The organism is Pseudomonas sp. MWU12-2020, assembly GCF_023100605.1.
Classification (GTDB): Bacteria; Pseudomonadota; Gammaproteobacteria; order Pseudomonadales; family Pseudomonadaceae; genus Aquipseudomonas; species Aquipseudomonas fluorescens_H.
This window is the reverse complement of record NZ_JALMEX010000008.1, coordinates 226,822-246,141: the sequence shown is the minus strand read 5'-3', so window position 1 is coordinate 246,141 and position 19,320 is coordinate 226,822. Positions and strand designations below refer to the sequence as shown.

At 60.8% G+C, this 19,320-nt stretch carries 23 protein-coding genes; 9 read left to right on the top strand and 14 right to left on the bottom strand.

What is annotated here, in order from left to right; genetic code table 11:
- Window positions 1-19 precede the first annotated feature (19 nt).
- Window positions 20-586 carry a nitroreductase family protein gene (locus tag M0814_RS19695; protein WP_103483890.1) on the top strand — a complete coding sequence of 189 codons (567 nt, stop codon included), beginning with the start codon at window positions 20-22 and terminating at the stop codon, window positions 584-586.
- 110 nt (window positions 587-696) lie between these two features.
- Here the strand turns inward: M0814_RS19695 and M0814_RS19690 are convergent, their stop codons facing one another.
- From M0814_RS19690 to M0814_RS19665, 6 genes are all read right to left on the bottom strand, one after another.
- Window positions 697-2,037 (bottom strand): HAMP domain-containing sensor histidine kinase, encoded by a 1,341-nt coding sequence (locus M0814_RS19690; RefSeq protein ID WP_003222754.1) that lies wholly within the window; start codon window positions 2,035-2,037, stop codon window positions 697-699.
- 180 nt (window positions 2,038-2,217) lie between these two features.
- Window positions 2,218-2,664 (bottom strand): Spy/CpxP family protein refolding chaperone, encoded by a 447-nt coding sequence (locus tag M0814_RS19685; protein ID WP_103483891.1) that lies wholly within the window; start codon window positions 2,662-2,664, stop codon window positions 2,218-2,220.
- A gap of 262 nt (window positions 2,665-2,926) precedes the next feature.
- Window positions 2,927-3,604: a response regulator transcription factor gene (locus tag M0814_RS19680; protein ID WP_103483892.1), complete on the bottom strand. Its 678-nt coding sequence runs from the start codon at window positions 3,602-3,604 to the stop codon at window positions 2,927-2,929.
- Between the two features lie 7 nt (window positions 3,605-3,611).
- On the bottom strand, window positions 3,612-4,022 hold the full coding sequence (locus M0814_RS19675; RefSeq protein ID WP_003222759.1) for a hypothetical protein: 411 nt from the start codon (window positions 4,020-4,022) through the stop codon (window positions 3,612-3,614).
- Window positions 4,023-4,296: 274 nt separating this feature from the next.
- The gene (locus tag M0814_RS19670; RefSeq protein WP_025110562.1) at window positions 4,297-4,596 is read right to left on the bottom strand and encodes a YciI family protein; all 300 of its coding nucleotides are present in this window, start codon (window positions 4,594-4,596) and stop codon (window positions 4,297-4,299) included.
- A gap of 1 nt (window position 4,597) precedes the next feature.
- Window positions 4,598-5,194, bottom strand: coding sequence for a septation protein A (locus tag M0814_RS19665; RefSeq protein WP_003222764.1), 597 nt, complete (start codon window positions 5,192-5,194; stop codon window positions 4,598-4,600).
- Window positions 5,195-5,281: 87 nt separating this feature from the next.
- Here M0814_RS19665 and M0814_RS19660 point away from each other — a divergent pair, with 87 nt between their 5' ends.
- From M0814_RS19660 to rluB, 6 genes are all read left to right on the top strand, one after another.
- Complete coding sequence (locus tag M0814_RS19660; protein WP_103483893.1) at window positions 5,282-6,145, top strand: PHP domain-containing protein; 864 nt, start codon at window positions 5,282-5,284, stop codon at window positions 6,143-6,145.
- 13 nt (window positions 6,146-6,158) lie between these two features.
- A complete protein-coding gene (locus M0814_RS19655; RefSeq protein ID WP_007966016.1) occupies window positions 6,159-6,788 on the top strand; it encodes an L-threonylcarbamoyladenylate synthase in 630 nt (209 codons plus the stop codon).
- Between the two features lie 123 nt (window positions 6,789-6,911).
- Window positions 6,912-7,610, top strand: coding sequence for a ScpA family protein (locus tag M0814_RS19650; protein ID WP_177434745.1), 699 nt, complete (start codon window positions 6,912-6,914; stop codon window positions 7,608-7,610).
- Window positions 7,611-7,621: 11 nt separating this feature from the next.
- Complete coding sequence (scpB, locus tag M0814_RS19645; protein WP_103483894.1) at window positions 7,622-8,593, top strand: SMC-Scp complex subunit ScpB; 972 nt, start codon at window positions 7,622-7,624, stop codon at window positions 8,591-8,593.
- A gap of 145 nt (window positions 8,594-8,738) precedes the next feature.
- Window positions 8,739-8,930: a DUF1289 domain-containing protein gene (locus M0814_RS19640; protein WP_003222773.1), complete on the top strand. Its 192-nt coding sequence runs from the start codon at window positions 8,739-8,741 to the stop codon at window positions 8,928-8,930.
- A gap of 142 nt (window positions 8,931-9,072) precedes the next feature.
- Window positions 9,073-10,293: a 23S rRNA pseudouridine(2605) synthase RluB gene (gene rluB, locus M0814_RS19635; RefSeq protein WP_003222775.1), complete on the top strand. Its 1,221-nt coding sequence runs from the start codon at window positions 9,073-9,075 to the stop codon at window positions 10,291-10,293.
- 198 nt (window positions 10,294-10,491) lie between these two features.
- Here rluB and M0814_RS19630 read toward each other — a convergent pair whose 3' ends face one another.
- A complete protein-coding gene (locus tag M0814_RS19630; RefSeq protein WP_103483895.1) occupies window positions 10,492-11,457 on the bottom strand; it encodes a leucyl aminopeptidase in 966 nt (321 codons plus the stop codon).
- Window positions 11,458-11,527: 70 nt separating this feature from the next.
- Complete coding sequence (locus tag M0814_RS19625; protein WP_003222780.1) at window positions 11,528-11,665, bottom strand: hypothetical protein; 138 nt, start codon at window positions 11,663-11,665, stop codon at window positions 11,528-11,530.
- A gap of 893 nt (window positions 11,666-12,558) precedes the next feature.
- Between M0814_RS19625 and M0814_RS19620 the strand changes: the two genes are divergently transcribed.
- Together M0814_RS19620 and arfB are read left to right on the top strand one after the other, a co-directional pair.
- Window positions 12,559-13,977 (top strand): amino acid permease, encoded by a 1,419-nt coding sequence (locus M0814_RS19620; RefSeq protein WP_103483896.1) that lies wholly within the window; start codon window positions 12,559-12,561, stop codon window positions 13,975-13,977.
- A gap of 222 nt (window positions 13,978-14,199) precedes the next feature.
- On the top strand, window positions 14,200-14,613 hold the full coding sequence (gene arfB / locus M0814_RS19615) for an alternative ribosome rescue aminoacyl-tRNA hydrolase ArfB (protein WP_003222786.1): 414 nt from the start codon (window positions 14,200-14,202) through the stop codon (window positions 14,611-14,613).
- On the opposite strand, the gene M0814_RS19610 is transcribed toward arfB, so the two are convergent.
- The 6 genes from M0814_RS19610 to phhA all read right to left on the bottom strand — a co-directional run bounded on the left by M0814_RS19610 (window position 14,610) and on the right by phhA (window position 19,010).
- Window positions 14,610-15,797, bottom strand: a complete 1,188-nt coding sequence (locus tag M0814_RS19610) for an MFS transporter (RefSeq protein WP_177434741.1) — start codon at window positions 15,795-15,797, stop codon at window positions 14,610-14,612. The genes arfB and M0814_RS19610 overlap by 4 nt on opposite strands.
- Before the next feature lie 116 nt (window positions 15,798-15,913).
- Window positions 15,914-16,096 (bottom strand): hypothetical protein, encoded by a 183-nt coding sequence (locus tag M0814_RS19605; RefSeq protein ID WP_003222790.1) that lies wholly within the window; start codon window positions 16,094-16,096, stop codon window positions 15,914-15,916.
- Between the two features lie 69 nt (window positions 16,097-16,165).
- A complete protein-coding gene (locus M0814_RS29100) occupies window positions 16,166-16,297 on the bottom strand; it encodes a hypothetical protein (RefSeq protein WP_003222792.1) in 132 nt (43 codons plus the stop codon).
- A gap of 253 nt (window positions 16,298-16,550) precedes the next feature.
- On the bottom strand, window positions 16,551-17,744 hold the full coding sequence (locus M0814_RS19600) for an amino acid aminotransferase (RefSeq protein WP_103483898.1): 1,194 nt from the start codon (window positions 17,742-17,744) through the stop codon (window positions 16,551-16,553).
- Complete coding sequence (locus tag M0814_RS19595) at window positions 17,744-18,100, bottom strand: 4a-hydroxytetrahydrobiopterin dehydratase (protein WP_003222798.1); 357 nt, start codon at window positions 18,098-18,100, stop codon at window positions 17,744-17,746. The genes M0814_RS19600 and M0814_RS19595 overlap by 1 nt, the downstream gene beginning before the upstream one ends.
- Before the next feature lie 118 nt (window positions 18,101-18,218).
- A complete protein-coding gene (phhA, locus tag M0814_RS19590) occupies window positions 18,219-19,010 on the bottom strand; it encodes a phenylalanine 4-monooxygenase (protein WP_003222800.1) in 792 nt (263 codons plus the stop codon).
- Window positions 19,011-19,320: the final 310 nt, after the last annotated feature.

Here is a 19,320-nt window from a genome sequence, read left to right as displayed (position 1 = left end):
TTTTCTCAGGAGGTGGCCGATGCAGGCTCTCGACGCTTTGCTCAACCGTGTTTCCGTTCCACGCCTGGTCGAACCGGCCCCTACCGCCGAGCAGCGCGAAGCCCTGTTTGGCGCAGCCCTGCGCGCGCCGGATCACGGCCACTTGCAGCCGTATCGTTTCCTCACCGTCGAAGGTGCGGCGCGCGAGCAGATGGGCGAGTTGCTGGCTGAAGCGGCGCAGATGCAGGAAGGCGAAGTCACTGAAGCGATGATCGACAAGGCGCGCAACGGCCCGCTGCGTGCGCCGCTGGTGGTCGTGGTCATCGCGAAACTGCTGGAACACGTCAAGTATCCGAAGTCCGAGCAGTTGCTGGCGGCGGGTTGTGCGGCGCACGGGATTTTGCTGGCGGCGTATGCGCAGGGAATCGGTGCGGTGTGGCGTACCGGTGATCTGGCCTATTCGGCGCACGTGGCCAAAGGCTTGGGCCTGGCTGAAGGCGAGCAGGTGATTGCCTTCCTGTACCTCGGCACGCCGCAGAAAGAACCGCGCGTGGCGGAGAAGGTTGATCTGGCTGAGTTTGTCAGCGCCTGGCCGGGCAAGGCCTGAGCCTTTGATGTCCATGTGGGAGGGGGCTTGCTCCCGAAAGCGGCGTATCAGACAAAACTATGTTGCCTGACACACTGCCTTCGGGAGCAAGCCCCCTCCCACATTTGTTTTTACGGCTGCACGACGGCGCCCGGCACCAACGGCAATTCCAGACTGGCGACAAACCCGCCGTCTGGATGATTGGCCAGCGTCAGGCTCCCGCCATGCCGCTCCGCCGCGCGCTTGGCAATCGCCAGGCCCAGGCCATGCCCGGCCGCGGTCTGCCCCGGCGCCCGGTAAAAGGGTTCGCCCAACTGGCTCAGATGCTCGGCCTGCACACCCGGCCCGTGGTCGCGCACACTCACCACAATTCGTTCGCCCTGACGCGTGGCTTGCATTTGGATTGCCTGACCCACCGGGTTGAAGCGTTGGGCGTTGCGCAGCAAGTTGTCGACGGCGCGCTCGATCATGGTCGGCCAGCCTTTGAGGTTCAGCTGCGGCTCGGCCTCCAGGCGCACCGTCTGCTCTGGCGAGCCAAGCTGCGCATCCTTTTGCAGAGTGCCCAGCAGTGCATTCAGATCCACTTCTTCAGCACTGGCATTGTCGGCATCGACCCGTGCCAGCACCAGAATTTCACTGATCAGCGCCTCCAGGCGATCACATTCGCGGGTCAGGCGTGGCCATAGTTTTTCCCGTTCTTCCGGGTTGGCCCGCTCTGCCAGTGCCAGCGCAATGCGCAGCCGCGCTAAAGGTGAGCGCAATTCGTGGGAAACGTCGCGCAGCAACTGGCGCTGACTGCTGATCAGACTTTGCAGGCGCGCGCCCATGCGGTTGAAGTCGGTGGCCAGTACGCCAAATTCATCGCGACGATTGGCCAGTTTCGCCAGACTGTTCTGCTGATAGGTGGTCTGCCCCAGATCATGCACCGCACCGCGCAAACGGCTGAGCGGGCGGGTGATAGAGAAGGTCACCAGCAGGCTGAACAGGGTCAGCACCACCAGCGCGATGCCCAGTGCACTGAGTGGCCAGAGCAGGCTTTCGCGGTGCCAGGCGTCGAGTTCCGGGTGCGGGATGCGGAAGATGAACAGGTAGGTGTCGCCGGTTTTTTCGCTGGTGAACTCGTCGGTGAGACGGCGCCATGGCAGGCGTCGGTCGTCGTTGTTCTGCCGGGCTTCAAATGCCGCGGCGCGACGCGGGAAGGTGCCGCGGACCACCGGGTCGCCGCTTTCGTTGAGTACCTGAACGTCGATGTGATATTGGCGTTTGCGCTGTTCGAGGATGTCCTGCGCGGCGTCTTCGCCCTGTGCTTCGTAGGTTTGCGTCCATTCGGCGGCCAAGGTGTTGAGACCCGGATGGCGGCTGAGTATCCACGCGTCCTGATTGAGCATGTGCCCGAGCAGAATCGAAAGCCCCGCCACCAGAGCGATGGCCAGCCAGAAACTCGCGAGAATACGCCAGAACAATGAACGCACAGAAAATCCTCAATCAAACAAAAAACTCAACAATGTGGGAGCGGGCTTGCTCGCGAATGCGGTGTGTCAGTCAACATTGCCTTGTCTGATACACCGCATTCGCGAGCAAGCCCGCTCCCACATTTGGATTGAGTGGCAACAGACCCGACGGCGGTTAGCCGTCGGGTCCGGGTTATCGCATTATTGCGCCTTTTGCGGCTGTTGCGCTTTCCACGCTTTGAACTCGGCCCATTCGGCGCGGCGTTCAGCCTGTTTCTTCTGGATCTCGTCGAATTTCTTCTGTTGATCCGGTTTCAGCAGATTGCGTACGTCGTCCTGGGCTTTCTTGTGGTTGGCCGCCATCTCGTCCTTCATGGCTTTCTGGTCGGCCGGGGAGAGTTTTTCCAGGTACTTCTCGACGACCTGGCGACGCTCGTGCATCTGCTCGCCCATGATCTTGCGGATCTGTTCGCGCTGTTCGCGGGACAGGTCGAGTTGGCTGTACGGGCCTTTGCCGTGCATGCCGTGCATCTGACCGCCGTGGCGTCCGTCCATCGGGCCACCCATCGGGCCGCCATCCTGTGGCACAGCCATGGCGACGGTTGGCAGAGCGGCAGCGAACATCAGAGCGATAAGAGTCTTGCGCATGGTGTATCTCCTTGTCTCGTTCCCGGTACGTTCCGGATGAGTACAGATTACGGAGATCAAGGTCAGCGGCGGTCAGCGCTGGGTAAAGCTTGGGTAAAGACGCTTCGGTCCTGACCTGACAAATATCACTGGCAATCCGCCTGTGGCGAGGGAGCTTGCTCCCGCTGGGCAGCGAAGCGGCCCTCGCTTTTCAACTCAAAAGCAAGGGACGGCTGCGCAGTCCAGCGGGAGCAAGCTCCCTCGCCACAGAGCAGCAAACGGTTTAAAGGCTGTAGTAGTAGCCGCGGCTGCGCAGGGCGACGATGCGTGGGCGGCCGTCGGGGTGCGGGCCGATCTTCTTGCGCAGGTTGCTGACGTGCATGTCGAGGCTGCGGTCGTACAGGGTCAGCTTGCGGCCGAGGGCCAGTTGCGCCAGTTCCTGCTTGTCCAGTGGCTCGCCGGGCTGCTTGAGCAGGGCTTCGAGCAAGCGGCTTTCGGAAACGGTGAGGGTCAGTTCTTTCTCGTCGATGCTGACCACGCCGCGCACCGGGCTGAAGCTCAGGTCGCCAAGCTCGAGTTGGGTCGACACGGCGGCCGGGTGACTGCGGCGCAGCACGGCGCGCAGGCGCGCGGTGAGCTCGCGCGGATCGCAGGGTTTGGCCAGATAATCATCGGCGCCCAACTCCAGGCCGAGAATGCGATCCAGCGGTTCGCCCCGGGCCGAAAGCATCAGCACCGGCAGATCGGCGTGTTCGCTGCGCAGTTGCTTGAGCAGCTCCAGGCCGCTGCCGTCGGGCAGCATCACGTCCAGCACCACGGCTGCGGGCGCCATCTCGACCAGCGCCTTGCGCGCACTCTGGCCGTCGTGGCAGGCACGCACCTGGAAGCCTTCCTGGCTCAGCCAGCTACTCAGGAGTTCGCACAACTCCTGGTCATCATCAATCAGTAACAGCTCGCTCATGACTCACTCAATTTAGCCATTGCCGACGTTTTCGGCTTGCACCACTGGCAAAGATACCGCAGAGCAGCGCCAATAGCGCTACCCCGGCGCCTGTGACGAACCATTGCTGCTGTTCGGTCAACAGACGCGGCAACGGACTGGCCTGGGCTTCCTTGAGTTGCAGCTTCAGGCGCTGATTCTCCTGGCGCAACCGGGCAAGCTGAGCGCTTTCGCGTGCGTTGTCGGCATTTTGCAGTTGTTTGTTCAGTTCTTCTCGCTGCTGCTCACTGGCCTTGAGGCGCTGCTGCAACTCGGTGATCTGGCTGCCGGCACTCAATGACAGCGGCGTGGAATTGCCGCTTTCAGTGGTTTCCTCACCATGGGCGGGCGCCATGATCGACAACGTGACCCACATCAGACACAACGGACCCTTGCGCATCGCGATTCCTGCTTGCAAATGGATATTGGGCAGGTTGTCGGCAGGCAAACGAGAATAATGAGCGATTGAGAGCGGGGAGAAGCGAGAAGGTTCAGTGCGGGTGGAGGAGATATTGCGGTTGATGATTTTGTGGTGAGGGGATTCATCCCCGATGGACAGCGAAGCTGTCCCTTCTGATGGGCATGCGGTGTGTCAGACACACCGCATTGGATGGCTTTGGGGTTGCTGCGCAACCCATCGGGGATAAATCCCCTCGCCACAAGGTTGCCTCTTTTTACGGGAGGACTTGCTTGAACGGTTTGACGATCACACTGGCGTACACACCGGCGGCGATGTACGGGTCGGCGTCGGCCCAGGCTTGGGCGGCGCTCAGGGAGTCGAACTCGGCGACGATCAGGCTGCCGGTGAAACCCGCAGCGCCCGGATCATTGCTGTCGACTGCCGGGTGCGGGCCGGCCAGCACGATGCGCCCTTCGCCCTTGAGCACTTGCAGGCGTTCGAGGTGGGCCGGGCGTGCGGCGAGGCGCGCTTCGAGCGAGTTGGCGACGTCGGTGGCAATGATTGCGTAGAGCATGTCAGTCCTCGGTTTTTGGCGTTGTGGTATCGGCATCGTGCAGGTGGCGGGACAGGTAGATGCCCTGACCGACCAGGAACAGCAAGGTCATGCCCAGGCTGCCGAACACCTTGAAGTCGACCCAGATGCTCTGGAAGGTGAATGCCACGAACAGGTTGGCAGCCCCGCAGAACAGGAAGAAAGCGATCCAGGCGATGTTCAGACGGGTCCAGACCGGATCCGGCAGGGTCAGCGCGTGGCCCATGATGCGTTTGATCAGCAGGCGGTCACCGATGAAGTGGCTGCCGATGAAGGCCAGGGCGAACAGCCAGTTGACCACCGGAGCTTTCCATTTGAGGAAGGTCTCGCTGTGGAAGGCCAGGGTCAGACTGCCGAAAACCAGACAGGCGATCAGGGTCAGCCACTGGCTCTTTTCCAGCTTGCGCTGTTTGATGAAAAGCGCGCCGTAGACCACCAGGGAGCTGATGATCAGCATCGCGGTGGCGCTGTAAATACCGCCTACAGTCACTTCATGGCCGGCAACGTCGACGACCCGCGGATCAAGTTTGTAAACGATGAAAAACAGCAGAAGCGGGATGAAATCGATGAATTGTTTCACAGTGAGAGCCAGAAGCTGGATGTGGCGGCATAATAACAAACATATGGGCGCGCGATAGCGCCAGCTGATTTGAGGTTACAACTCCCCGTGAATGTTGATTTGCACTGCCACAGCACGGCCTCCGATGGCGCCCTGGCGCCTGCGGTTCTGGTTGCGCGTGCGTTCGAAAACGGCGTGCGAGTCCTGGCGTTGACCGATCACGACACCCTTGAAGGCCTCGCCGAAGCGCGCAGCGCCGCCGAAGGACTGGGCATGCAACTGGTCAATGGCGTCGAACTGTCCTGTACGTGGGGCGGCGCGACCATCCATGTGCTGGGCTACGGTTTCGACGTCAACGCCGCGCCACTGGTCGAGGCCATCGCCCGATTGCACGATGGCCGCTGGCTGCGGTCGGAAGAGATAAGCCGCAAGCTTGGCCTCAAAGGTATGCCCGGTGCCCTCGAAGGCGCTCGGCAGATTCAGCAGGAACTGGGCGACAGCGGCAATGCGCCAGCCCGCCCGCATTTCGCTGACTGGATGGTGCGTGAAGGTTTTGTAAAGGATCGTGCCGAAGCATTCCGCAAATGGCTCGGCGCCGGCAAGCTGGGTGACGTCAAACAGCACTGGCCGACCCTGGAAGACACTGTCGGCACCCTGCGCGCCGCCGGAGCGTGGGTCAGTCTGGCGCATCCGTGGCACTACGATTTCACCCGCAGCAAGCGCCGAAAGCTGATTGCCGACTATATTCAAGCGGGTGGGCATGCAATCGAAGTGGTCAATGGCCATCAGCCCGCGGAACAGGTCGGCAGCCTGGCAATCCTTGCCCGTGAGTTCGGTCTGCTGGTCAGTGCCGGCAGTGATTTCCATGGCCCTGGAGGCTGGTCCGAGATTGGCCAGTACCGGCCGGTTCCCGAGGACCTTCCACCCCTGTGGTGTCGGTTCAAACATGACACAGATATTGCCGCCGTCTGAACAGGTAGAGAATGTGAGTCAATTTTTCCAGATCCATCCGGAAAACCCGCAAGCGCGCCTGATCAAACAGGCGGTCGAGATCATCCGCAAGGGCGGGGTGGTGATTTATCCCACGGACTCTTCCTACGCCATCGGTTGCCAGATCGGCGACAAGACGGCCATCGAGCGTGTGCGACGTCTGCGTCAGCTCGACGAGAAGCACAACTTCGCGCTGATCTGTAGCGACCTGTCGCAACTGGGTAACTACGCCAAGATCGACACCGGCACTTTCCGCATTCTCAAGGCGCATCTGCCGGGGCCTTACACCTTTATTCTCAACGCCACCCGCGAAGTGCCAAGGCTACTGCTGCACCCGAAAAAACGCACCATCGGCCTGCGGGTGCCGAGCCATCCAATCGCCCTGGCGTTGCTGGCGGAACTCGGCGAGCCGCTGATGAGCGTGACCCTGATCATGCCCGGCGATGAAGACCCGCTGAGCGATCCGTACGAAATGCGCCAATTGCTTGAACATCAGGTCGACCTGATCATCGACGGCGGTTTCGGCGGGATCAAGGCGTCCACCGTGATTGACCTGACCGGCGACGACCCGGAAGTGATCCGCGTCGGTTGCGGCGACCCCGCGCCGTTCATGGTCGAGGCCTGAATGTCCGCAGTGGAAACCGTTGTCGATCCCCAGGCCGGCGCCCAGCAGGAACTGCCGTTTGCCATGGTCTATGGCCAGGCGGTCATGGAAATGCCGCTGGACTTGTACATCCCGCCGGATGCGCTGGAAGTCTTTCTCGAAGCCTTTGAAGGCCCGCTCGACCTGCTGCTGTACCTGATCCGCAAACAGAACATCAACATCCTCGACATTCCGGTGGCGGAAATCACCCGCCAGTACATGGGTTATGTCGAGCTGATGCAGTCGGTGCGCCTGGAGCTGGCCGCCGAATACCTGGTAATGGCCGCGATGCTGGCCGAGATCAAGTCGCGGATGCTCCTGCCGCGCGCCGAAACCGTCGAAGAAGAAGAGGACGACCCGCGCGCCGAGCTGATCCGGCGCTTGCAGGAATACGAGCGCTTCAAGGCTGCAGCCGAAGGTATCGATGGCCTGAGCCGGGTCGGCCGCGATGTGGTGGTGCCCAAGCTTGACGCTCCGGAAGCCCGGGCGCGCAAGCTGTTGCCGGATGTCGCGCTGCAAGAGATCTTGATGTCCATGGCCGAGGTGCTGCGCCGGGGCGACATGTTCGAGAGCCATCAGGTCAGCCGCGAGGCGCTGTCGACCCGCGAGCGCATGAGCGATGTGCTGGAGCGGCTCAAGGGCGGCGGTTTTGTGCCGTTCGTCGAGCTGTTCACCGCCGAGGAAGGTCGCCTCGGTGTGGTGGTGACCTTTATGGCGATCCTTGAACTGGTCAAGGAATCCTTGGTCGAGCTGGTGCAGAATGAGCCGTTCGCCGCGATCCACGTGCGAGCCCGAGCCGAATAACGAGTCGAAACATGAACCTGACTGAACCCCGCGAGCTGGCGCCCCTGCTTGAAGCCTTTCTGTTGGCCTCGGGAAAGCCGCAATCGCTTGAACGCCTCTACGAACTGTTCGAAGAAGGCGAGCGCCCTGAACCGCCGGTCTTCAAGAAAGCCCTGAGCCTGCTGGCCAAGTCCTGCGAGGGCCGCGCGTTCGAGCTCAAGGAAGTCGCCTCCGGCTACCGCTTGCAGATCCGCGAGAAGTTTTCACCGTGGGTCGGCCGTCTGTGGGAAGAGCGCCCGCAGCGCTACTCCCGTGCGCTGCTGGAAACCATGGCGCTGATCGCCTATCGCCAGCCGATCACCCGGGGCGAGATCGAAGACGTGCGGGGCGTGGCGGTCAACAGCAACATCGTCAAGACGCTGATCGAGCGCGAGTGGATCCGCATCGTCGGTTACCGCGACGTGCCGGGCAAACCGGCGATGTTCGCCACCACCAAGGCGTTTCTCGATCACTTCAACCTGAAAAACCTCGAAGACCTGCCGCCGCTCGCCGAACTGCGCGAGATGGAAACCGATCCGGTGCTCGAATTCGACGACGCACCGGTGCCGCAGGGCCTGCAGGAACTGGCCGATGCCAGCGCCGAGCCGGAAGAGCCGAAGGAAGAAACCAGTTTCCACTCGCTGTTGCTGGAACTGGACAGCATGGAGGAGGGGATCAAAACCGACTTCGACGATCTGTTGCGGGATGCCGCTGATGGCGAAGTGCAGCCGCCTGAACCTGATACCGAGACCGCCGAGCCGGCGATTGAAGTTGAACTTGAGACCGAGCCTGAAGCCGAACCGCAAGAGGACATTCTTGGCGTTGCCGAAGCCCGGGAAAAGCTCCTGGCCGCCGTCGCCGCCCTCCAACAACCGGCGCCAGAGCCTGAACTGAGCGAAGAAGAAGCCGAGGCCCGCGCGCTGGCGGAAGCCATCGAGGCCGAACGCCGCGAGTTCGAGGACTGACCCGGTTTTCAGGATCACTGGTCAACCCCTGTGGGAGCGGGCTTGCTCGCGAATGCGGTGTGTCAGACATTCATGTATTGCCTGACACACCGCATTCGCGAGCAAGCCCGCTCCCACAGGGTCAAGTGTCGTTCTGGAGTATTCGATGAGTTCCACCAAAGACCCCTGCATCAGCCTCTGCAAGTTCACCGACGACATCTGCCTCGGCTGTGGCCGCAGCAAGCGCGAGATCCGTGCCTGGAAGAAACTCGACAAGGACGACAAGCGCACGGTGCTGGCCGAAGCCGCGCTGCGCCTGATCAAACTCGGTGGCGCCGGTCGGCGGAAAAAGAAATAAGTAGCAAACCATCAGCTAGTCTCTGATGCGCGATGGCGCACATCCGCGTATGATTCGCGACCCTTCGGCGATCCCTTCGCCCGAAAACCAGATTTCAATGCTTCAGGCGCCGCCTGAACAGACCACACCGGGAGGTGCCCAGATGAGTGACATCAATCAGAAAGACGACCAGGAAATCGGCCCAGCAGGCGAAAAGCTGCAGAAGGTCCTCGCCCGTATCGGCGTCGGCTCGCGCCGTGACGTCGAAGCCTGGATCAGCCAGGGCCGGATCAAGGTCAATGGCAAAGACGCCACCCTCGGCCTGCGTGTCGACATGCACGACGCGATCACCATCGATGGCAAGGTGATCAAGCGCGAAGAGGCTGCCGAGTCGGTGCGCCGTGTGATCATGTACAACAAGCCTGATGGCGAGATCTGCACCCGTGACGACCCGGAAGGCCGTCCGACCGTGTTCGACAAGCTGCCGCGTCCGAAAGAAGGCCGCTGGATCAACATCGGTCGTCTCGACATCAACACCACCGGTCTGCTGATGTTCACCACCGATGGTGAGCTGGCCAACCGTCTGATGCACCCGTCCTACGAGATGGACCGTGAGTACGCCGTGCGCGTACGCGGTGAAGTCGACGACGAAATGATCGAGCGCCTGAAGGCGGGCGTGGTGCTGGAAGACGGCCCGGCGCGTTTCACCGACATTCAGCAGGCGCCGGGTGGCGAAGGCTTCAACCACTGGTATCACTGCGTGGTGATGGAAGGTCGTAACCGTGAGGTTCGTCGTCTGTGGGAATCCCAGGGCCTGGTGGTCAGCCGCCTGAAGCGCGTGCGTTTCGGTCCGGTGTTCCTCAACTCCGACCTGCCGATGGGCCGCTGGCGCGAAATGAGCCAGTACGAAGTCGACGTGCTCAGCGCTGAAGTCGGTCTGACTCCGGTGGCGATGCCGCAACTCAACGCCAAGAGCAAGGACAAGCTGGAGCGGATGCAGCGCAAATCGTCGCGGCCGATGGCCAAGACCGAGCGCGTGCGTACCCTGCGTCCAGCCGCTGGCGCGCCGACCGGTCCGCGTCCGAGCCGTGAGCCGCAGATCGAAGGCGAGCGTCCGGGACGCAAGCCAGTGGCCCGTGATGGCGAGCGCGCACCGCGTCCGGCCAACGGTCGCACCGAACGTGGCGAAGGTCGTGCGCCAGCCGGCCGTGGTACGCCAGTGGCGGATCGTCCTGCCGACACCACCAACAAGCGTCCGGCCAAGCCTGCGCCGAAGCGTCCGGGCATCAAGCTGGTCGACGGCGACAAGCCGTCGGGCAAGCGTCGCGGTGCTCCGGCCGGTTCCGGTCAGCGTCCGGGTTTCGGTCGCAAGAAGCCGGAGTGATCGGCTTTAGCGCCTGAATGAAAAACGCCAACCGCAGGGTTGGCGTTTTTTTTCGTCTGGCGGAAGTTATGTAGCGTCTGAGCGGGCCTCTTCGCGGGCAAGCCCGCTCCCACAGTGGATCTGCGTCGTACACAAATCCTACTGTGGGAGCGGGCTTGCTCGCGAAGAGGCCAGTGGCTTCAATAAAGAAAAATCAGGCTAGAACACAAACCGTCCGTCAAACACCGGCTTGTCATCCAGCGCCAGCACCCCGCCCGAGAAGATCAGGTCCAGGTGATGACTGCCCTTGGCCCCACCGCCGAGGCCCAGGTGCAGGCCGCAATGGCGTTCCTCGAAACCGGCATTGCGCGCATACAGATCTTTCACCCCTTCATTGGTACCGATGCCCAACTCCTCGATGCGCCGATTCGACGGGTTGGCGTCCAGGTACTTGTTGAAATCATGCTCCAGCCCCGGCACATCGGTGGCGATGCGGCTGATCGTCGAGTTCTCGATCCACAGTTCCAGCGGCGACTCCAGCACGCCGTACTTGCGCGCAAACGGGATGGTGCTGAGGAACGTGCCCTTGAATTTCACATGACCATTGATGGCTTCGCTGTGGGTGGCGATTTCGCCGGGGGCCAGGTCGAAGTTGCCGACGCCGTTGATGTCGGTCCACTTCTTGATGCTGCTCAGCGGCGTTTCGAACCGCGAGCCATGCTCATCGGTGAAGCTCAGCGTGGTGGCCTGGGACATGCGCTGGATCAAGTGGCTGTTGAGCCCGGCGATACGCTGCGGGGTGACGCTGAAGGTGTCGTAGAAATAGTCGCCGTAATCCTTGAACAGCAGCGATTTCTTCCAGTTTTCCGCCATCACGCCTTGCAGGGCGCGCACGAACTCCGGGCCGTCGGGGCGCGGGTTGGGCAGGGTGGAAGAGTCGTAGAAGAAAATGTACAGATCGCTGTCGGCGATAGCTGCAGTCAGCGTGGCGGTGGATTCCAGATCCAGGCGGCGCGCGCTGAAGTTGAATTTCAGGTGGTCGCCGGCCTGTTCGGCGATGGCGCCGGTCAGGGCTTCGTAATCGGCGGTGTGGCCGAGCAGTACCTTTGCCGAGTCGAGACCGGCAAGGGCAGGGTGATGTTCGAGGTAGTAAAGGAAATGCGAGATCGCGCGGGGCTTATCCATGAGTCCTCCCTGACTGACCGTGAAGAAAGCGGCAGGCACGACCGGCCGGATCGTGCCTGCCCGGGATGTCTTACAGAGGCCACATCGCCGTGCCGAACGGAACCACCGCGTCGGCTTGCATCATTTCCACGGCCGCCTCATGGGTCGGTGCTTCAAACCATTCGTCCAGTTGCAGTTCGGTATCCAAGTCTTTTTCCAGTGCTTGCATGGTCGATCTCCTAGATGACTTTCACGGTTGTGACTGGCCGGTCGAGTTGGCCGGCAAGACGTGAAGAACCTAGTTCAGGGTGTTTTGTAATGCAAAAAATTATTTATTTAAAATTTAAATAAACTTTTTATTCTGTTTTTAAACGACGGTTTTCTTGTTTGAAAACAAAAAACTAAACGGCAACTTTCATTAGCAAGCTTGCTACCGTCAATTTGCAGACGTCCTACAGAATTTTCCGAAATGGAAAATCTGCGTTACGCATCGTAAAGAAAAGTTTACGAAAACTCCGGTAAAGCCCAGTGGATTTACCCCCTTGCCGACGCTGTAAGGAAAACCTGCCGAAGCCCGGCCACAAAGGCATCACGCAAGGCTCTGGCGCGCTTGTTTCAGCATCGTTTGCAGGGTGAGATGCGCCTCATGCCTGTCGTGCAGGTGCATAACAAGAAGGAGGCGCAATGAACGCCGTGATTGATCTTCACTTCTCTCCGTGGGGCGGTTTTTCGCTCGTCCCCGTCGATGGCCTGCAAAGGCCTGACTCAATTTTTGCAGCCGCCCGAGTCTCTCGAGGCGGACCCACGCAATCCCGGCAACCGACACGCTGATCCAGCGGGGTCTGGCAGCAGGGGGTTAGCGGTGTACAATGCGCCGCGTTTTAACTGTGACCCTCTGCGTAATCGCGCAAACCTCAAGGCCATCCGCCTTGTTCACTCCGCCGCGCCACAAGCGTGTCGGGTTCGATTTCGTCACAGATAAAAACAAACAGGTGACGCATGACCGTTGTAAATAAGCTGAACTCCTGGTGCCTGCGCTGGGGTTTGATCGGGGCTGCCTGAAATCGCAACCTTGCAGCAACGTCTACTGAACATCATCAAACCTTGCGTGAGACCTTTTTCATGAGTGGACAACCCTCGCAATCAGGCGAGCTGAAACGCGGCCTGAAAAATCGCCACATTCAACTGATCGCCCTCGGTGGTGCGATCGGTACCGGATTGTTCCTCGGCTCGGCCGGGGTCCTGAAATCCGCCGGCCCGTCGATGATCCTCGGCTACGCCATCTGCGGCTTCATCGCCTTCATGATCATGCGCCAGCTCGGCGAGATGATCGTCGAAGAGCCGGTGGCCGGTTCCTTCAGTCATTTTGCGCACAAGTACTGGGGCGGCTTCGCCGGTTTCCTGTCGGGCTGGAACTGCTGGATTCTGTACATTCTGGTGGGCATGTCGGAGCTGACGGCGGTCGGCAAGTACATCCACTACTGGGCGCCGGACATCCCGACCTGGGTCACCGCCGCTGCATTCTTCGTGCTGATCAATGCGATCAACCTGGCCAACGTCAAGGTCTTCGGTGAAGCCGAATTCTGGTTCGCGATCATCAAGGTCGTGGCGATCGTCGGCATGATCGCGCTGGGCAGCTACCTGCTGGTCAGTGGCCATGGCGGCCCGCAGGCCTCGGTCAGCAACCTGTGGTCGCACGGCGGGTTCTTCCCCAATGGCGTCAGCGGTCTGGTGATGGCGATGGCGATCATCATGTTCTCCTTCGGCGGTCTGGAAATGCTCGGTTTCACCGCTGCAGAAGCGGACAAGCCGAAGACCGTGATCCCGAAAGCGATCAATCAGGTGATCTACCGCATCCTGATTTTCTACATCGGCGCGCTGGTGATCCTGCTCTCGCTGACTCCATGGGACAGCCTGCTGGCGACCCTCAATGCGTCTGGCGATTCGTACAGCGGCAGCCCGTTCGTGCAGGTGTTCTCGATGCTTGGCAGCAATACCGCCGCGCACATCCTTAACTTCGTGGTGCTGACCGCGGCACTGTCGGTGTACAACAGCGGCACCTACTGCAACAGCCGCATGCTGCTGGGCATGGCCGAGCAGGGCGATGCGCCGAAAGGGCTGGCGAAGATCGACAAGCGCGGCGTGCCGGTGCGTTCGATCCTGGCTTCGGCTGCGGTCACTCTGGTGGCGGTGCTGCTCAACTACCTGATCCCGCAACAGGCGCTGGAACTGCTGATGTCGCTGGTGGTGGCAACCCTGGTGATCAACTGGGCGATGATCAGTTTCTCGCACTTCAAGTTCCGCCAGCACATGAACAAGACGCAGCAGACGCCACTGTTCAAGGCGCTGTGGTACCCGTACGGCAACTATGTCTGCCTGGCGTTCGTCGCGTTCATCCTTGGCGTGATGCTGCTGATCCCGGGCATCCAGATCTCGGTGTACGCGATTCCGGTGTGGGTCGTGTTCATGTGGGTCTGCTACGTGATCAAGAACAAGCGCGGCGCGCAGCAGGCGCTGCACGCGGCCAGTGCTTCGAAGTAAGCGCTGACGCAAAAACGACAAACCCGGCCTGTGTGCCGGGTTTGTCGTTTCTGCGGTTTACACAATCCCTTGTAGGAGTGAGCCTGCTCGCGATAGCGGGGTATCAGTCGACGAATATTTATCTGACTTACCGCTATCGCGAGCAGGCTCACTCCTACAGGGGGATCGGAGGTTCGGACAGTTTCGCGGTATCCTGCAGCTTCTGAATACGGACGCTTTTCCATGCTGGTGATTTCCAACAACGTGCATCTGCCGGATGCCGAGATCGAACTGACGGCCATCCGCGCGCAAGGCGCCGGTGGGCAGAACGTCAACAAGGTCTCCAGTGCCGTGCACCTGCGTTTCGACATTCCGGCCTCGTCCTTGCCCGAGTTCTACAAGGAGCGGCTGCTGGCGCTGCGTGACAGTCGCATCACCAGTGATGGCGTGCTGATCATCAAGGCTCAGCAATACCGTACGCAGGAAGCCAACCGTGCCGATGCGCTGGAGCGTCTGACCGAACTGATCCTCAGCGCCACCAAGGTCGAAAAGAAGCGCCGCCCGACCAAGCCGACCCTTGGCTCGAAGAAGCGCCGGCTCGAATCCAAGACCAAGCGTGGCAGCATCAAGGCCGGGCGTGGCAAGGTGGATTTCTAGTCTTCGCGGTACTTCGCCGTGTGCTTGTACAGGTACACGCTCAGCGCCAGACCGCTCAGCGCGGCAATGGCGGCAAACAGAAAGATCGAAGCAAAACCGAAGCCCGCGGCAATCGCCCCGGCCAGTGGCCCGGTGATCCCCAGTGACAAGTCGATAAACAGCGAATAGGCCCCGACCGCCGCACCACGGCTGGAGGCTGGCACCAGATTCACCGCTTCCACGCCCAGCGCCGGGAACACCAGCGAGAAACCGAAGCCGCTCAACGCCGCCCCGGCCAGCGCCCAATGTGCATCCGGCGCCAGCCACAGCAGCAACAGGCCGAGGGTTTCCACCGACAGGCAGGCAATCGCTACGCGGAAGCCGCCGAGACGGTTGATCAGGTTGCCGAACAGCAGCCGCGCGCCGATGAAGCTGGCGCCGAACAGGCTCAGGCACAACACCGCGTTGTCCCAGTGCCGGGTGGCGTAATACAGGGTGATGAAGGTGGCGATGGTGCCGAACCCGATCGAGCCCAGCGCCAGACCGCAGCCGTGCGGGAACACGCGACCGAGCACATGCATGAACGGCAGACGCTCACCGGCGACAATCGGCGCAGCGGTTTTCGGCCACGCCAACAGCAGGCCCAGTGCCGCCAGCAGGATGATGCTGACACCCATGCTCCACAGCCCCAACTGGCCGACCAGCCACACGCCGAACGGCGCACCCACCGCCAGCGCGCCGTAACTGGCGATGCCATTCCACGAGATCACTTTGGCGGTGTTCGCCGCACCGACGCGACCGATGCCCCAGCCGATCGAACCGGAGCCGACCAGACTTTCCGCGCTGCCCAACACCAGTCGGCCGATCAACAGGCTGATCAGACTGAGCATCGGCAGGTTGGGTGTCCACGCCGAAATCAGCATGAACACACCGCTCAAGCCGCAGCCGGCGAGGCCATACATCACCGCACGTTTGCTGCCCTGGTTGTCGATGATCTTGCCGGCGTATGGACGGCTGAGCAGGGTGGCGAGGTATTGCACGCTGATCACCAGCCCCGCGATCACCGCGCCGAAGCCCAGGTCGCTGTGGACGTAACCCGGCAACACCGCGAGTGGAATGCCGATGTTCAGGTAGCCGATGAAGGTGAAGAGGACGATGGAAACGACTTGCAGCGTGACCGCCAGGGGACGCTGGGGTTCTGACATAGAGGACGACATGAGTAACGATCCACGGCAAAGCAGGATTAGATAGGCTGCTTATGATACCGGCGCGAACGAGTCAGGGGCGGGGAAAAGTAAAACTATTTGCCGGGAGGGGGGCTTCAGGGTTTGGCTGGGGCGACCAGTTGTGTAGTGACCAGTGCAGCGAGGGCGTTTTCTTCGCTGCCGAAACGGGCGAGCAGGGCGGCCTGTTTTTCCGGGGAGAGGCGGTTCCAGATCTCGATCATTTTCTCGGTGGCGCCGATCAGGACGGCAGCTTGGCTTTCAGAGAATTCGTCGGTCATGGCGGGCTCGGTTTCAGGCAGTGTGGAAAGCGCATCTTAGCGCTTTCCACACGGTCTGTACGGCGGGTTTTACTCTTCGCTGTCGGCCGGGCGGCTCTCAACGGCTTCTTTCGGCTCGGGCTGTTGGGCACCGGCTTGTTGCGTGGTCGTCTGCTCAGGTACGTGCAGGCTTGGGAAGGGGAGATTAGGAATCTCGTGCATGGTTGCGCTCCTCGCTAAGTCTGTTGATAGATCTGGTAGATCCGCGCTTCTTGAAAGCCTGCGCAGGATACAGCAGGAAAAATGACAATCAGACTTTTAATTCAAAATAATGCGACAGATGGCCGCAGGGCGCGCAAAAACAATTGTGGGAGCGAGCTTGCTCGCGAAATCGGTGTATCAGTCAACATATCTGTCGAATGACACTCCGTATTCGCGAGCAAGCTCGCTCCCACAGGGGTTTGTGTAGCTGGATCTACTCGCTGACGTCAGCGATGGCTTGTGCCAGCAGCGCCAGGCGCGTGGCATCGATTCCGGCGACGTTGGCCCGGCCCGAGCTGACCATGTACACGCTGTGATGCTCACGCAGTTGTTTCACCTGCTCCGGTGACAGCCCGGTGTAGGAGAACATTCCGCGCTGCACGCCAATGTGCGCAAAGCGCTCTCGCAGGCCGTGCGGTTCCAGTGCTTCGACCAGACCGCTGCGCAACTGAGCGATGCGCAAGCGCATGGCTTCCACTTCATCGGCCCAGCGGCTTTTCAGCTCCGGGTCGGCGAGGATGGTCGCGACCACTGCCGCACCGTGATCCGGTGGGGTCGACCACAGGTTGCGGGCGATATTGGCCAGTTGGCTGCGGATGTCGATCAGCTTGTCGGCGGTTTTTGCACAGACAATCAATGCACCAGTGCGGTCGCGGTACAGGCCGAAGTTCTTCGAGCAGGAACTGGTGATCAGCAGCTCGGGAACCTCGGCGGCGAACAGCCGGGTCGACCACGCGTCCTGCTCAAGACCATCGCCAAAACCCTGGTAGGCAAAGTCGATCAGCGGCAGCAGGTCACGGCGGCGCACCACGTCGAGCACGCGCTGCCAGTCGTCATGATTCAGGTCGAAACCGGTCGGGTTGTGGCAGCACGCATGCAGCAGCACCACGTCGCCGTGCGGCACTTCGTTGAGCACGGCGAGCATCGCATCGACGTCGAGGCGGTTGTCGCTGCCCACATAAGGGTAGTGACTGACCTTGACCCCGGCCGCCGCGAAAATGGTTTCGTGGATCGGCCAGGTCGGGTTGCTCAGCCATACGCCCTTGCCCGGCAGGCACTGGGCGATGAAGTCGGCCGCCAGACGCAGTGCGCCGGTACCGCCCGGGGTCTGGGTGGCGCCGGCGCGCTGTTCGGCGATCAGCTTCGAGTCGGCGCCGAGCACCAGCTCATTGATGACTTTGCCGAACAGCGGGTTGCCGTGACCACCGATGTATGTCTTGGTGTCCTGGCTTTCGACCAGTCGCGCCTCGGCGATTTTCACCGCTTCGGGGATCGGCGTCAGGCCCTGGGCATCCTTGTAGACGCCAACGCCGAGGTCGAACTTGCGCGGGTTACTGTCCTGCGCATAGGCCTCCATCAAACCGAGGATCGGGTCGCCGGGTACCCGGCCGATGGCGTCGAAGTGCATTACTTGCGTCCTTCTGCGGTCTTGGCCACTTCGTCAGTGCGTGCGGCCATGATGAAGTCGTTGCGGTGCAGACCCTTGATCGAGTGGCTCCACCAGGTCACGGTGACTTTGCCCCACTCGGTCAGCAAGCCCGGGTGGTGACCTTCGGCCTCGGAGATCTCGCCGACAGCGTTGGTGAACGCCAGCGCATGCTTGAAGTTCTTGAACAGAAAGACCTTCTCCAGCTGCATGATGCTGTCGCGTACTTCGATGTTCCAGTCCGGGATCTGCTTGATCAGGATCGGCAGTTCTTCGTCGCTGACTTGTGGCGCATCGGCACGGCACGCTTCGCAGTGGGCTTGGTTCAAAGTGGACATGGTGTGATTCCTGAAATCGAGTGTGTTTTTTTTATAGAAGCTATCGGCCCGTCAATGCCGTCACGCTAAACCAAAGTGGCGGCGACTGACAGACTCAATTGTCAGCAAAAGACGCGGATCACGCGGCTTTCGGTTTTGGCGGAAACTTTGGAGCGTGCAACCCCAGCTGCATGCCTTGCTTGACCATGGCCATGATGTCTTCATGGGCGACGTCGAACAGGCGCTTGAGGTTCGGCAAGACAAAGTACAGCGGCTGCAGGATGTCGATGCGATACGGCGTGCGCATCGCTTCCAGCGGATCGAAGGCTTGATGTTCGGGTTCGTCCGACAGCGAGTAAACGGTTTCTTTTGGCGAGGACAGGATGCCGCCGCCGTAGATGCGTTTGCCTTGCGGGGTATCGACCAGGCCGAACTCGATGGTCATCCAATACAGACGCGCCAGATACACGCGCTCTTCCTTGGTCGCCTGCAGGCCGAGCTTGCCGTAGGTGTGGGTGAATTCGGCGAACCATGGGTTGGTCAGTAGCGGGCAGTGGCCGAAGATCTCGTGAAAAATGTCCGGCTCTTGCAGGTAGTCCAGTTCTTCGCGGGTACGAATGAACGTGGCCACCGGAAACTGTTTGCTGGCGAGCAATTCGAAGAAGGTCTGAAAGGGAATCAGTGCCGGGACGCGGGCCACCTGCCAACCGGTGGTCTCACCGAGTACCTTGTTGATTTCGCCCAGCTGCGGAATGCGGTCGTGGGGCAGACCGAGTTTTTCGATACCGTCCAGGTACTCCTGGCACGCCCGACCCTCGATCACTTTCAACTGGCGAGTGATCAGCGTGTTCCACACCGCGTGTTCTTCGGCGGGGTAGTCGATAAAACCTTGCGCATCGGGCTCGCGGGCCACGTACTGCGTCTGCTTCATACTGCTCTCCTGCTAGGGGAATTCGTTCTTGTTATGTCCAGCGATGGGCTCAGGATTACCCGAGTGCGGGGTTGGATGCAGCAGGTTGAGCGGTCTCTGTGTAGGAAGATTCGCCGTATTTCGTAAAAAAATCGTTACGCTTTGACTGGTATCACGCATTTGCGGTGATTTGCGGGTTTGAAAAGGGCTGTGGCTGTCACATAATCTTGACAACTATCTGCGCGCCTCGACAGAAAAGTCAGGCGCTAAGCCCTGTGGGAGCGAGCCTGCTCGCGAAAGCGGTATGTCAGCTGAATGAATGGCGACTGAC